This window comes from Paenibacillus sp. J22P165, from assembly GCF_059692015.1.
Genome location: NZ_JCAUAP010000004.1, coordinates 484,920 through 498,515, shown reverse-complemented (window position 1 = coordinate 498,515; position 13,596 = coordinate 484,920). Strand labels below are relative to the sequence as shown.

General features: G+C 45.5%; 10 protein-coding genes. 1 reads left to right on the top strand and 9 read right to left on the bottom strand.

Annotated features, from left to right (window positions below; translation table 11 throughout):
- Window positions 1–68: 68 nt before the first annotated feature.
- Complete coding sequence (locus tag AC58QM_RS12330; protein ID WP_497284269.1) at window positions 69–1,931, top strand: discoidin domain-containing protein; 1,863 nt, start codon at window positions 69–71, stop codon at window positions 1,929–1,931.
- A 68-nt stretch (window positions 1,932–1,999) separates the two neighbouring features.
- Here AC58QM_RS12330 and AC58QM_RS12325 read toward each other — a convergent pair whose 3' ends face one another.
- The 9 genes from AC58QM_RS12325 to AC58QM_RS12285 form a co-directional block, all read right to left on the bottom strand.
- The gene (locus tag AC58QM_RS12325) at window positions 2,000–4,771 is read right to left on the bottom strand and encodes a sugar-binding protein (RefSeq protein ID WP_497284268.1); all 2,772 of its coding nucleotides are present in this window, start codon (window positions 4,769–4,771) and stop codon (window positions 2,000–2,002) included.
- A 199-nt stretch (window positions 4,772–4,970) separates the two neighbouring features.
- Window positions 4,971–6,431 (bottom strand): RICIN domain-containing protein, encoded by a 1,461-nt coding sequence (locus tag AC58QM_RS12320; RefSeq protein WP_497284266.1) that lies wholly within the window; start codon window positions 6,429–6,431, stop codon window positions 4,971–4,973.
- A gap of 288 nt (window positions 6,432–6,719) precedes the next feature.
- Window positions 6,720–7,964 (bottom strand): MFS transporter, encoded by a 1,245-nt coding sequence (locus AC58QM_RS12315; protein WP_497284264.1) that lies wholly within the window; start codon window positions 7,962–7,964, stop codon window positions 6,720–6,722.
- A 17-nt stretch (window positions 7,965–7,981) separates the two neighbouring features.
- Complete coding sequence (locus AC58QM_RS12310; protein WP_497284262.1) at window positions 7,982–8,407, bottom strand: MerR family transcriptional regulator; 426 nt, start codon at window positions 8,405–8,407, stop codon at window positions 7,982–7,984.
- Window positions 8,408–8,531: 124 nt separating this feature from the next.
- The gene (locus AC58QM_RS12305; RefSeq protein WP_497284260.1) at window positions 8,532–10,019 is read right to left on the bottom strand and encodes a glycoside hydrolase family 88 protein; all 1,488 of its coding nucleotides are present in this window, start codon (window positions 10,017–10,019) and stop codon (window positions 8,532–8,534) included.
- Between the two features lie 64 nt (window positions 10,020–10,083).
- Entirely contained in the window at window positions 10,084–11,148 is a 1,065-nt protein-coding gene (locus tag AC58QM_RS12300) for an alpha/beta hydrolase family protein (protein WP_497284258.1), read from the bottom strand.
- 15 nt (window positions 11,149–11,163) lie between these two features.
- Window positions 11,164–11,529 (bottom strand): Rieske (2Fe-2S) protein, encoded by a 366-nt coding sequence (locus AC58QM_RS12295; RefSeq protein ID WP_497284256.1) that lies wholly within the window; start codon window positions 11,527–11,529, stop codon window positions 11,164–11,166.
- 2 nt (window positions 11,530–11,531) lie between these two features.
- Entirely contained in the window at window positions 11,532–12,626 is a 1,095-nt protein-coding gene (locus AC58QM_RS12290) for an amidohydrolase family protein (protein WP_497284255.1), read from the bottom strand.
- Window positions 12,627–12,737: 111 nt separating this feature from the next.
- Window positions 12,738–13,562: a helix-turn-helix domain-containing protein gene (locus AC58QM_RS12285; RefSeq protein ID WP_497284253.1), complete on the bottom strand. Its 825-nt coding sequence runs from the start codon at window positions 13,560–13,562 to the stop codon at window positions 12,738–12,740.
- Window positions 13,563–13,596 lie beyond the last annotated feature (34 nt).

The following is a 13,596-nucleotide window of genomic DNA, read 5'->3' as shown; positions in this document are numbered from 1 at the left end:
AAAAAGTTCAATTCCTCCCCCTTATACTGAGGTAGTACGTAAATCCAAGTTAGAAAGGGAGAATGAACATGATGATTCGAATCCAGTTCCACCGAGCATGGAGGAGTTTCCTTTCGTTGATGCTGATCGTCGCACTCAGCGTCGGCCTCATCGGATTGAGTCCTTCTACTGTATTGGCCGCAGATGCTATTTTGTCCCAAGGGAAAGCAGTAACCGTAAGCTCTACTCAAACAGGTAATGCGGGCAGCAATGCGAACGATGGCAGCGCAACTACGCGCTGGGCCTCATCAAGCGGCACCATGCCCCAATGGTGGCAGGTCGATCTCGGCGAAATGAGAGCATTAACCAAGGTTTCCTCACAATGGTACTTAAGCGCGAGCCGTTCTTACAAATATAAAATCGAAGTAAGCCCAGATAATGTCACCTTTACAACCGTTGTCGATAAAACGAGCAACACGACATTAGGAGATACAAACGATAACTTCCTGGATGTCGGCAGATATGTAAGAATTACGGTAACCGGATCTTCAGTCGCTGGTGCTTTTGCTTCGGCGAATGAATTCCAAGTGTATGGCAAGCCGAATGTCAATATTACGAGCTACGGAGCCGTCGCGACAACAGGTACGGATAATACAACAGCCATTAACAATGCCATTACAGCAGCAAAAGCTTCAGGCTCCGCCGTCTATGTTCCAAGTGGACGGTTCGAGCACGCAGGTCTCATTCAACTAGACGGTGTTGTTATGTATGGAAGTGGACAGTCGTCCATCCTCGCTGCCACGAATCAAACGAATCAGGCCGTACGCATGACCAATACGAATGCTGTATTGACTGATCTTAAACTGACAGCCGTTACCTCTACTCGTTCAACAGCCAATACAACCTGCGGCATTTATGTGGAAGGCGCAGTAACAGGCGGTACGAGCAACATTGGCTATTTTCTAATTGAGCGTGTCACCGTAGATGGTGCGAACGGCGCTGGTATGATGATTAAAGGGGCCAGTAATGGCCTCGTGCAAAATAATACAGTGACAAACACATTAGCCGACGGTATTCACACAACGGCTGGCTCTTACAATATTCGTATCCATAATAATAATGTCAGCAGCACAGGTGACGATGGGATTGCGGTTGTCAGCTACCAATTAAAAGACCCTCAAGCCGTCCACGATGTGTGGATTACGAATAACCAGTTTTCCAACCAACCAACGGCAGGTCGGGGAATGACGGTCATTGGTGGAAACAATGTAACGATTCAAAACAACACGATTATAAATCCGCTGAATGCAGGTATCTTAATCGCTTCTGAATCCGCGTATTCCACCTTCGGTGTGAATAACGTTACCGTAGACAACAATACGATTACAAATGGTGGTAGTACCGCGACAAGTCATGGTGCTTTAATGGTTTCATCTAGCTTTAACAACGTATCCAACGTCACTTTTTCGAATAATAAGCTATATAACTCTCGCAAAATGGGGATTAACGTTACAGGCGACCATGTCCAAAGCGTTACTTTTACGAATAATACTATTACAAGTACATCCCCTAGCGTATCCAGCACGAGTACCGAAGGAGCCATCATTGACTCCAGCTTTATCGGCACAGCTACGTTTACAGGCAACACCTTTGTCCGCACCGCAACGAATGGCTTGAAATGGAAAAATGGCATGACCGCAGGCACCCTGAATGTACAAGGCAATACATTTCAAGACATCAATACCTCGAATACAGCCGCTAACGATGTCATTAAGTTGGAAACGGGCACTGTTACAAGTGTCAAAATCCAAAATAACACGCATACGAATGCTGCCGGGTATACAGTAAACTACTTCTTAGAGGAGCTCGTAAACGGCTCCACGCAGACATACAGTGGCAATAGTTCTTCCCTGCAATCGTATATTAATGGTGCAGCTGTACCAACACCGTAAGGACATAAAAAGGCTAGTTCGAAGGTCAATGACCTTTGAACTAGCCTTTTTGATCTGTTAATTCATTACTATTTCTTCGGTGCCGCTAACTTAATTTCGTTGTACACTTTCGTATCGGCCCAGTAAGGCAAATTCTTATCTACCCAGCTAACGAAACCGTTGCGTACGCCATCTCCGTTGGAATCGTCATTCGCGCTTGCATTAAATCCAATGATGCTGCCAGCCGCAGGCTTCAGTTTGAGATAAGGCACGGCAAACTCGACCATATATCCGCCATCAACAGTGGTTACAGCGCTCTCTACGTTGCTTAAATCCATGCCTTTCATCGCTGTTGATTTCACATTCTTCAGATCCACGCGCATCTGGTAATCGCCTACCGTTTTGGCACCGTTTTTGGTGTTGAGCTCATCTACCCAGACTTCAACGGAATCGTTCTTCTCATTTTGGGATACGGCAAAAGGTGTGCTGTCTTTCATATCAAACAAGAAATAAAGCGCCTTCTCGTCCCATGCCACTCTAGCTGTCCCTGTTGCACCGGTCGCTGGAGTATTCATTTGCAATAAGGTCGATTGTTCCCAAAACGGATCCATCTTGCCATCAATGACAGGTTTGCCATGCGCTGCAACTGGCGTCGTAGAACCTGCAAGTTTCACTTCATTGTACACCTTCGTATCGGCCCAATAAGGGAGATTCTTATCTACCCAAGTAACAAATGCGTTACGCACACCGTCGCCGTTGGAATCGTCATTGGCACTTGCATTAAATCCAATAATGGTGCCAACCGCAGGCTTCAGCTCTCTGTAAGGTACAGCAAACTCAACGATATAACCGCCTTCCACTTCTTTTACAGCGCTGACAACTTTGGTTAAATCCAAGCCTTTCATGGATGTTGATACCGCATTCTTCAAATCCACGCGCATCTGGTAGTCGCCTACCGTTTTGGCGCCGTTCTTCTTGTTAAGCTCATCCACCCATACTTCCACGGAGTCATTCTTCTCATTCGCAGATACAGCAAAAGGCGTGCTATCCTTCATCTCAAATAAGTAATACAGCGCATCCTCGTCCCATGCAATTCTAGCTGTCCCAGTTGCTCCGGTAGCAGCCGTATTCATCTGCAATACGCTTGCATCTTTCCATAAAGGATCAATGACACCGTCGATCGCAGGTTTACCGTATGCAGCAACGCTACTTGTTCCCGTGCTACCGTTACCGCCGCTTTCATTCGACAGATCACTGATGATTCGTTTATCGCTCGATTGATTCGCATAAACGGCTTTGCCTGACTTCGTTACCTTATTTCCTGCAATGTTAATGTCGCCAACGATTGTTTTTACAATAAGAATACCGTAATTCTTCGGATTCACAATGGTATTGTTTTTAAACTGCACACCTTTAATTTCAAAAGTACCCGCAATCAATACACCATTATCGTGTGAATCGGTGAATGTATTATTTTCAATGAGGACGTTAACCAAACTTGGATTTTTGTTCGTTGCCGTAATATTTAAACCACCTTGTGTCGGACTTCCTCCATCACGACTGTCATTCACAACTGTGTTATTGCGTACGATGGTATCTTTTACCGCATATGTCTTGTAATTGCCTTCCGAGCTAAGATAAATACCTGCCCCATCAATATCGGACACTTTATTATTCTCAACTAGCACATTTTCCCCGCCTGAAACGGTTAGCCCTCGCGCCTCACCATCAGAAACATTATTATTTCGGATCGTGACGTTCTTTACCCAGCCGCCAAATTTCTCATACGAGACAACGGCAATAAAATCGTCCCCGACACGGTTGACGGTATTGTTCTCAACGAGAATTTCGCTGGATAAAGCAGTGATATGAATACCGTCTGCCAGCATGTTTTTGACCGTATTCCCACTAATGACCCCGTTAGTCCCCGCATTGAAAAACCCTACGGAAGATCCACCGTCAATCACAATGTTGGTAATCGAATAGTTCTTCGCATTCGGACCTACACGCACCCGAGCGGAATCATCGTTGGTCAATCGGACTGATGCTGGCACCGAGATTAACTTTACTGCGCTGAGATCCGTACCTTCACCAGTCAGGATAATCGATTGCAGTTTGAGATCCATACTTTTAAGAATGGAAGTCTCTCCGTCACCAATAAGATCGACAGAATCCAACGTCAGTAAGCCGTTTAGGTTAAATTCTCCGCTTGGTACGTAAACGCCCTTGCCCTTCGCTTTTGCCGCTTCTACAGCAAGTTTGATGGCTGGCAAATCATCTTTACCATCATTCGGGATCGCACCATAGTCCAGGATGGACAAGTTCTGCAACGGCGCTGCAGCCCGATTCAATACGAGCGCCGCTTCCGCACGGTTAATAGGGTCCAGAGGTCTCAGCGTATTATCGACAGCATTTCCAATTAAAATGCGACGAGCTACGGTCATATTTACCGCGTCCTTCGCCCAAGTCGCTATCGAATTGTTATCCGAGAACTGAGTTGCTGTACTTGGTGCTGAGGATAAGCTTCTCGCTCTAGCGATCATCACTGCAGCTTCCTGGCGGCTGATGGACTTACTCGCTCCAAAGGTACCATCCTCGTAGCCCTGAATGTATCCAGCTTTCACGGCTTTGGCGACTTCTTCATAAAAGGAACTGCTCGGAGCCACATCACGGAATGATATACTCGCTTTTTCCGTAAATCCAAAAGTACGATTCATCAACGTGACGAATTCCGATCTGGAAATAGGCTGATCGGATGATACAGCAGAAACCCCGGCTGCGCTTGCAGTTCCCACTGATGTGACTAGCATGCCTGCTAACGTCATACAGGACATCCATTTTACGAACAAAGTACGTTTCATTCTGATTTCCTCCTACTTAATAATTGCATCTATTAATGAATGCGCTTTCTCAACAGTATTGTAACAACGATGCTTATCCCTTTATATCCGACGCTACTACGACCGATGTGTATATTTCTATGATACAGACAGAATCACAGCACCGATGAAAATAAAAAACGAAGCATGGAATTGCTCCATGCCTCGCTTCACACGACCTTTAATTAATCGTCCACTGCTGATTGTTGCCGCCATTCCACGTATATTGAATGTTCTGACCCCCATCGGCTGTAGAGCTTCCACTAATGTCCATAAATTTACGACTATTGCGATTCTCAATGGCATAATAACCAGTTCCTAGATCAACCAGCAGCCATTCTTGATTCTTACCGCCATTGCTTGCATATTGAATGTTCGTGGCACCATCCGCCGTGGATTGACCATTGATATCCATGTATTTGCCGCTTTGTTTGTTGATAATGCTGTAGTAGCCGTTGGCTTTTTTCACGAATTGCCATCTTTGGTAAAGCGCAGTCGTATCCGTAAATTGCTGGATTGGCGCTGCACTGAGATTTTTATCCGTTCCACTGACAGCTAGTGACTTATTGCTATTCCGGTTGAGAATCTTATAATTCGTCGTGGTGTTAAAACTATAATTGGACCCAGAAACGGTGCCAGTCGCTGTATCGATCGTTATTTTATCATAATACGTTAGACTCATCGATGTATTGGAAGGGAATGAAATCGGCAGGAAAACGTACCGCGAGTCATTCACAATGCCGCCCCACGCCCCAGCCCACCGATCTCCGATGTAGAGATAGGATGTTGTTGAAGTACCTTGAACAGGGAGAATATAAGCTGGCTGGGAATCAAATGAAGTGCCGTCTCCGACATTGCTCAGGGCGCTCCATGTACCTGCAATGCTCGTTGCTGTTCCGTACTTCATTTGATTCGGCGCCCAGCCAGTTGCTCCAGAGGTCACGAGGAAGTACACGCCATTCCTTTTAAACATCGCTGCCGCTTCACGTTGACTTCCCACCCAAACCTTCTGAACTAAGGAGGCAATGGATCTATAATCGGATGAAAGCTTGTAGATATGCGTATCTAGATTTTCTCTAGCAGAAGATATGAAATATGCGGAACCGTCGTCATCTACGAACAAGGTGTCATCACGAGACATGTACTGACCTTGTGGTTGGAAGCTGCCCTGCCAAGTGTAGTTGCCATCCACAGTGGAAGAGTAAGCAACTGCTGCCCTTGCTTCACTGTAATCCACACCATTTTCTTTATGCATCCACATGACGAATTGACCTGTAGAAGCATTATAAATGACTTTAGGACGCTCAATATTCGCAGTAGCCAGTTCAGGAGCTGAAGAATGCTTGAGTACATTATTGCGGAATTCCCATGTTTTGAGATCTGTTGAGCGGTAACAAGCGACTAAGTTATCTCCACTTCTGTTCTCACCAAACCAGTAGTAATACGTTCCTACTTTAATGATGCCTCCACCATGTGCTTGCAAAAGATTGCCTGCCGAATCCTTTATTTGAACACCATTACTTGGTATGGTTACACTCGCTGCTTCTGCTTTTTGTGCGGATAGAAACAATGATACGAATAAGGCAATGATTAAACCGACAATCACTAACTTTCTTACATGTCTAACTGAATTTACGTACACGGCTCTCATCCTTTCGTCCTAATGTGGGACAAGCGGTGATTCGATTTTGCATGGCCATCTACTTGATTCATGTCTTCCTTAAGCTCACCTCCCATTGTCTTTCTGAGATTCATACTATCGGTTTTATGGGCTGACTCATAGTGAATAATTACAAGTTCTATGAACAATTCGAACAATGGGCTTCCCCACTTTCATCACATTCCTGAACTTTTTGCTTGTCCTTTTCGAGGAAATGTTCAAGAACAACTAAAAAGAGCCACGCTGAGCAGCGGGCTCTCCTATCATATATTAATGCGCACTTTCCACTTCATCCACGTGTTTCAAATGCTGACGATTCATCCACAGATAGATAACAGCCACGACTACACAAGCGCCGCCGACAATAAACGGCATTTGCGGGTTGAACCATTCAGCCAACTTGCCTGCTAGGAACGGAGCAATTGCCCCTCCGATGAAACGCAAGAAGCTATAGGCTGCTGAAGCGGTTGGACGTTCGACCGGCGCAGCATTCATTACTGCAGTCGTAATTAAAGTATTGTTATTACCAAGAAACGCTCCCGCGATGATAACTGCGATAATAATAACGGTTTTATCAGTCGTCCAGTTCGCCATCACAAACAAAGTAACAGCGAATAACAATAATTGAACGCACATGGAAGATACTGTACCAAAGCGTTTTTGCAGTTTCGGTGCCGTAAAGACAGATGTAAAAGCAAGCATAAGTCCCCAGCCCAAGAAAACATAACCAAGTTGATGCTCATCTAATCCTAGCTTGCCTAAGACTAAAGCTGCGTATACAAGTAAAGTGAAAAAACCAAAGTTATATAGAAAAGCCGCGATTCCGAAGGTACGAAGAGCTTTGAATTTCAAAGCGCGGAATGGATCCGCTAACGATGCTTTGGTTTTGCGAATTTGTGTTTGTTGTTTGGGCATGATAAACAAAATCATAAAGAAAGCAATGACCATAAGACCGGCAACGCCGAAGAATGGGCCTCTCCATGAGATGGCGCCGAGTTCCCCGCCAAGTAATGGACCAACGGAGATCCCAAGACCGACCGCGACTTCAAACAAAATAATGGAGCGAGCAACGCCGGTTTTGGACAAAGAGACGATCGCAGATAATGCTGTTGCAACGAACAACGCATTTCCTAGCCCCCAGCCTCCACGCAGCCATACAAGACTCCAAATACTATTTGACATCCCACCTAATGCAGAGAAGAGGGCAATAATGATGATGCCTGCGAGCAGTGTTTTTTTGATACCTAGACGGGATGAAACGACGCCCGTAATTAACATCGCGATAGCCATAACTGCGTTATAGCTCGTGAATAGCAAGGTGACATCGCTATGGGAGGCATGTAGTTTTTTAGCAATAGCGGGTAAAATCGGATCTACCAGACCTAAACCCATGAAAGCGATAATGCTGGCGAAAACGACCGCCCATACCGCTTTCGGTTGCGTAAACATACTAACTTTCTGTGTATTCTGATGATGTGTGGCCGTATTGGCCTTACTCGTAGCTGTTGGTTGCATGACTCAGAAGACTCCTTTTATGTTGTCATTTTAGAAATACCATCATTGACGCGCTTTTGCATGGTTTCGATTTCTTTGCGAAATTCAATCATCTTATTAATTTTTTGATCAACCATGTCCATCTGCTGATCAATCATGACCTTTATTTCCTTCAGCTGCGAGAGCTTCTCTTCGGCTGCTTCGGTTTTCCAATAGACTTGCTTCTGTTCGTCCAGCTTTTCGCGAATCGCTACGAAATCCTGAATTTCCATAAGTGAAAATCCGAGAACATCCCGGGCATTGACGATTTGACTCAATCTTTCGATATGCTTGCGCGTGTATAAGCGCATACCTCCCTCACTACGTTCTGGAGGGAACAAGACGCCGATTTCCTCGTAGTAACGAATCGTCCGCTTCGTTAATCCACTCTCTTTAGCAACATCATCAATTTTGAATTTATCCATCTAAGCACCACTCCTTCCAAAATAATTTTCTTCTCGATGTGTTTATCATAATCCGTTATAACGTTAACGTCAACGTTAACTTTTAAATAAAAAGTTAACCCTGATCTATCAGGGTTATTATGTGCTACTGCTCGTTTTCTATACAACTTATCGCAGCCCATAGTTGTGCTACCAAGCCTGTTCCCATTTGGGAAAGAACGCGATACCCTCCGCGCTGTAAGCTTTCCCCTCCCTTATTACCTTGAGAAACACCACTAAGAATACCATCCTGTGTCAAATAGGGTGTTAATGCTTCCTTGGCTAGCGTTGCGGCAGCTAATGCATCCCTGTCTAACACGCCCATCTCGACTCCAATAGCCAGCGCCGCTGCAATCCCCGCAGAGCCTGACGTTTCCGGACCTGTGTCCGGCTCATCTAGGAACACTGACCACAAACCACTAAGAAGCTGATAACGCATTGAGATTCGAGAAACACGCTGTAGTTCTTGCTTCAATGCCTGAATAGCGTGAATCTCATTGTTCATTAAGAAATCTGCACCATCCAGTTCTTTCAACGTACGAGCCAAGCCTAACAAATACCACGCATAGGCACGTGACCAATTTCGAAACGAATAGCTCCCGTCCTGATGATAACGTAGGTACAGTTCATCTCCCAGAGTCAACTTCTGTCTTGCTTCCAGCTGCCGGAGGGCAAGACGAGCTAAATCCAATCGTCCCCGCTGTTTAGCGAGCACAGCCATCGGATAAGCAAGTGTATAGTTTCCTTCTGCGGTAAGCATCGTATGATCAAGTAACACACCATCCTCATTACGCGGGTCCATCCAGAATTGGATAGCGCGTTCTAGCGTGGGGTGTGTGGCATCCAACTGTGCGAGCATGGCGAAGGGCAAGGTCCCTTCAATGCCATAAATCTGATCGTCAACAGGTTTGCTTCGTGGATTCTCATAGCGCAGCTTCTTTTCCTCATCGATAAACATGTGAAAGTGCCGTGACAAAGCCTCGCGGTATCCCCGCTCCCCCGTTACTCGATTTAACTCCATTAATCCATGTAAAACACAGCCCTCTAACCACCCAAATGCTTGTAACGAAGATAAAGTAGGCAAGGTTATTTTCATGGCTTCCCACCGATCCACACCTTGATCCTGAGCATCATACAAATGTGGAAACAGAAGTGGCGCTTCCTCCGCAGATGCAGGCTTTCTCCGATCGGGGACAAATAGCCATAAAGGCACATCCCCTTCAGACTGTCTAAGTGAAATACCTTCGCGAACCGCAAGCTGTACCTGCTCTCTAGAGAGGAGGAGCTGGAATGGCTGAAGTACCGACGCGTATCGGATATCGAAGCTCCCTAGCAGAATATCCGATACGGCGCTTCTAGCTTCCAACTTCACTTCTTCACGTAAATCCAGTGCCACCGTAATTCTCAACCAAGCGGAGCCGTGCGAAGCCCTATTTTGCCATAATAGCGTAATCTTACGCTCCTCTATGCTACTAACTGATGCTGCCGGCCATCCAAACGGAACACGTTTATCCGCTGGAACAACAGCTTCGACAGCTTCATACTTATCTGCAAGCCAGTATGAATCATTCTTTTTCCATGTCGATTTTTCCATCCTCCGCCACCACCCTTATCGATTCTTAGTCACTACGTTTCCAAGTTAAAAAAGCCAGTATAAGCTACTGACTGTTCGTAATTACACTGCATATACCTGTGATGACCCTGCCATCCAAAGTTGTCAATGTGTAGGGATAAGGATTCTTCGCACACAACTGATACGTACTATTGGGAAGAGAGTATTCAACTTGCGCGACATGATCTATCGAATCCAGCTCAATTTGAAAAGGTTTCGTGTACAGGTAACCGCCAATCTGCAGCGTCCCTTGCTGTGGAATGGACACAGGCACAGCATTATTCCTGCGATTCGCCTCCGATGCTTCCTGTATGCCAGCCAATTGTTCAGCCGTAATGCCATCTTGGTGACCTTTACCACCAACACCTGGGAGCTCTTCATATTGAATGAGCTGCGTTTTGCCAAGCGCCTGTGCTTGTTGAACATAAGCTCTCGCATGGTCCACAGGGACGCGAATATCTCCATCTCCATGGGCCAAATAGAGCGGGGTATGCAAGTTATTCACGAGATCAATCCCACTTCTAGATGCATATCTCTCGCTGTCCACCTCTGGTGGGCAACCGATCCACACATCCATTTCGTCTCGAAACTCGCCTACTTCGTCTTGCACATACCATTTGGCATAATCAGACATGGGGTAAAAGGAAGTAGCAGCAGCAAACGTATCCGGGAACTTGCCTAACATCGCCAGCACATTGCCGCCTCCGCCGCTTCCTCCCTCTAGATAGATGAGTTCAGGATCAGAAAGATAGTCGGCATATTCTTTTCGAACGAATTGAACGGCATCATAAATATCCATGAGTTCATAGCCATTGCAGTCAGCCTCCCCTTCCGAAAAGGCTCTGCCTCGCATATCCACTTGGACTACCACATAATTATCTATAGTTTCTGCTGGCTTCTCCCTCTTCTGAGGTTCCGGCATACTCATGTGCCACCCATGAAGCTTTACCAGCATTGGAGCCGGCATAAGTGGTTTAATCACATTGATGGCAAGCTTAATATCAGGCGTAACCGATGAGGAATGATACCTGAAGTCCTGATACTCCGTTGTAAATTCAGATAACGAGGCTGTTTTTTTTCGTCTTATATGATCCTCGTACATATCCAACATTCGCTTACCATCCCCTTATACAAGCATGTAAATATGATCGCCATCCACTTCTAGGTCATATCCCCGAAGCTTCACGCCTCCCTCAACTAGATGGATGCCCGTCTTTAGATCAAACTCCCAACCATGCCAAGGACAACGCAAAATTTCTTGGTCTCGTCCATGTATATATTCGTAAACCATGGAGGGCAGCCGGGTTCCACAAACCGTCCCTTCACAAACGGGAGCAGCCGCATGCGGACACACATTTCGCCAAGCATAGAAGTGTCCATCCACGCTGAAAATCCCGATTTCCATCCCTTTCACTTCCACAATCTTTCTGCCTAGCTGCTCTATTTCAGCAACAGTTGCTACGACATGTCTTGATTTGGATGTTGTCGTCATGTCTACACCTCCGTTGCTGCAATCGGAGCGGTTTTGAGATTATAAAGCGCCATCGCATTTTCCACTAATATTTTCTGTCTTAGCTCTTTTCGGATCGGTTGCAGTGCCATTTTCGGATTATCGAAATCCCAATGAGGATAATCGGAGGAAAACATCACCATATGATCCCCGCCAAGCATATCCAAAATTTGATTGATGTGGTCGGGTTGGCTCGGCTCTTCAATTGGCTGTGTCGTTAATCGAATATGCTCCCGAATATATTCAGAAGGAAGTCGGGTCAACCACGGTACTTGATCGCGAAGTCCTTTGTAGTTCTTGTCCATTCGCCACATAAGATGCGGCAACCAAGCGAGTCCGCCTTCAATCGCTACAAATTTGAGTTTAGGATATTTCACGAAAACCCCTTCACAGACCAAGCTGTTGATATGGGCCATGTAATTCGTTGGTAAAATATTATGCCATTCAAAATATTTCGTCGGATATCCGGATGGTGTAGGTGCCCCCGCGATGCCCCGTCCTTCGGTTCCTGGATGGATGGCAACTGGCAAACCGTTGCGTTCCGCTGCTTCATATATCGGATGATAATAACGTTGTCCGAATAACATCGGTGAGCCGGAAGCCATAATGACTTGAACCATATCGGGGTGTCCGCCCATGCGATCAATTTCTTTGGCTGCTGCTTGTGGATCTGAATGATTGATCAAGATGGAACCTTTATATTGCGGGCTTACTTTCAACCACGTTTCCACTAACCAATCATTATAAGCGCTGGCTACCGCATTTCCGTAATCAGGATCTGGATTTAAAGATACACCCAAGATACCAGATCCTGTCAGTATCGCATAATCAATACCATATCGATCCAAATGGTGCTTTTTCAAAAAGTGAGGGTCACTTCCAGGAATCCCACCATTGTCTGGTCTAGCATCTTTACGCATCACGCCAAGTGGAGAATAATAGACGCCAGGAGCGCCAGGTCCAGATGACAGAAGCTGTTCATGCCATTCTCTTGCAAGATAAGGGAGTAAATCCTTGTTGTGCGGTACCGCATTATGAACATCCGTATCAATAATTCGAGGGGCATTACTCATAGTCATATCGCCTCCATGTAGGAACTTTTGTTTTATAAGTCTTACTATAAAACGTTTTCAATTCCCCGTACATGAAGAAACTTTATCAATAATCTGGATTATTGTTAGATGACTTTTTTATGATTTTCGATAATCGCTTGGCGCCATACCTGTTTCTTTCACAAACATTCTGGAGAAGTAAAAGGAATCTTGAAATCCGACTTCCTCTGCCACCTGCTTGATGGGATACTTCGTATTTTTCAATAGGTGCTTCGCTTGGTCCATACGAATTCTATTTAAATAATGAATTGGGCTTAGGCCTGTATGCTTTTTAAAAAGAATGGAAAAGTAACCCGGTGATAACGATAACCGTTCAGCCATTCGTTCCCGCGTCAATTCCTCCTTATACGAGGTTTTCATAAAATCGATAGCCTCTTGTACGGATCCTGCAGAACTGAGTTCTCCCGCAGGGAGCTTCCCTTGCAGAAAGCTTTGCAACATATCAATTAGCAATTGTCTTACTTGCCATTCGTATCCGCTATTTTTGTTTTGCCATAACGTAAATGCCTGCTGGAATTTGTCTGCGAGTGCATTATTTTCGGGCCACAAGTGTGTCTCTGGAAGCGGCAATGCTCCTTCACTCGGTGCCATACGAAGTTCAGTCCCTTCCCAATGTGCCATTCCATAACGACAATGAATCGAATAAAAGCACAACGTATGATCAGGCGTTGTCGTGATCTTCATCGCTTTACCTGGCGGAATCTGAAATGTGCAGCCTGTAGCGAGTGGTGTCCGCTTCCCGTCAACCTCCAATATCCCCTGCCCGGAATAGACATACGCCATGACATGGAGAAGTGTACGGTCTCGCTCTAGTAGGTATTGGAACGTTTCCCAAAAGGGTTGATCTCGTTTCACGACATCGATAATTTTAGGAGTAAATGAAATTAAAAATTCATAATCCATCCATATGGCCTGCTTTCATTCTGAGATACATTAG

Excerpts from the sequence above, each read along its gene's own strand:
- AC58QM_RS12300 (WP_497284258.1), bottom strand. The coding sequence starts at position 11,148 with ATGTTGGATATGTACGAGGATCATATAAGACGAAAAAAAACAGCCTCG.
- AC58QM_RS12315 (WP_497284264.1), bottom strand. The coding sequence starts at position 7,964 with ATGCAACCAACAGCTACGAGTAAGGCCAATACGGCCACACATCATCAG.
- AC58QM_RS12285 (WP_497284253.1), bottom strand. The coding sequence starts at position 13,562 with ATGGATTATGAATTTTTAATTTCATTTACTCCTAAAATTATCGATGTC.
- AC58QM_RS12305 (WP_497284260.1), bottom strand. The coding sequence starts at position 10,019 with ATGGAAAAATCGACATGGAAAAAGAATGATTCATACTGGCTTGCAGAT.
- AC58QM_RS12290 (WP_497284255.1), bottom strand. The coding sequence starts at position 12,626 with ATGACTATGAGTAATGCCCCTCGAATTATTGATACGGATGTTCATAAT.
- AC58QM_RS12295 (WP_497284256.1), bottom strand. The coding sequence starts at position 11,529 with ATGACGACAACATCCAAATCAAGACATGTCGTAGCAACTGTTGCTGAA.
- AC58QM_RS12330 (WP_497284269.1), top strand. The coding sequence starts at position 69 with ATGATGATTCGAATCCAGTTCCACCGAGCATGGAGGAGTTTCCTTTCG.
- AC58QM_RS12310 (WP_497284262.1), bottom strand. The coding sequence starts at position 8,407 with ATGGATAAATTCAAAATTGATGATGTTGCTAAAGAGAGTGGATTAACG.
- AC58QM_RS12325 (WP_497284268.1), bottom strand. The coding sequence starts at position 4,771 with ATGAAACGTACTTTGTTCGTAAAATGGATGTCCTGTATGACGTTAGCA.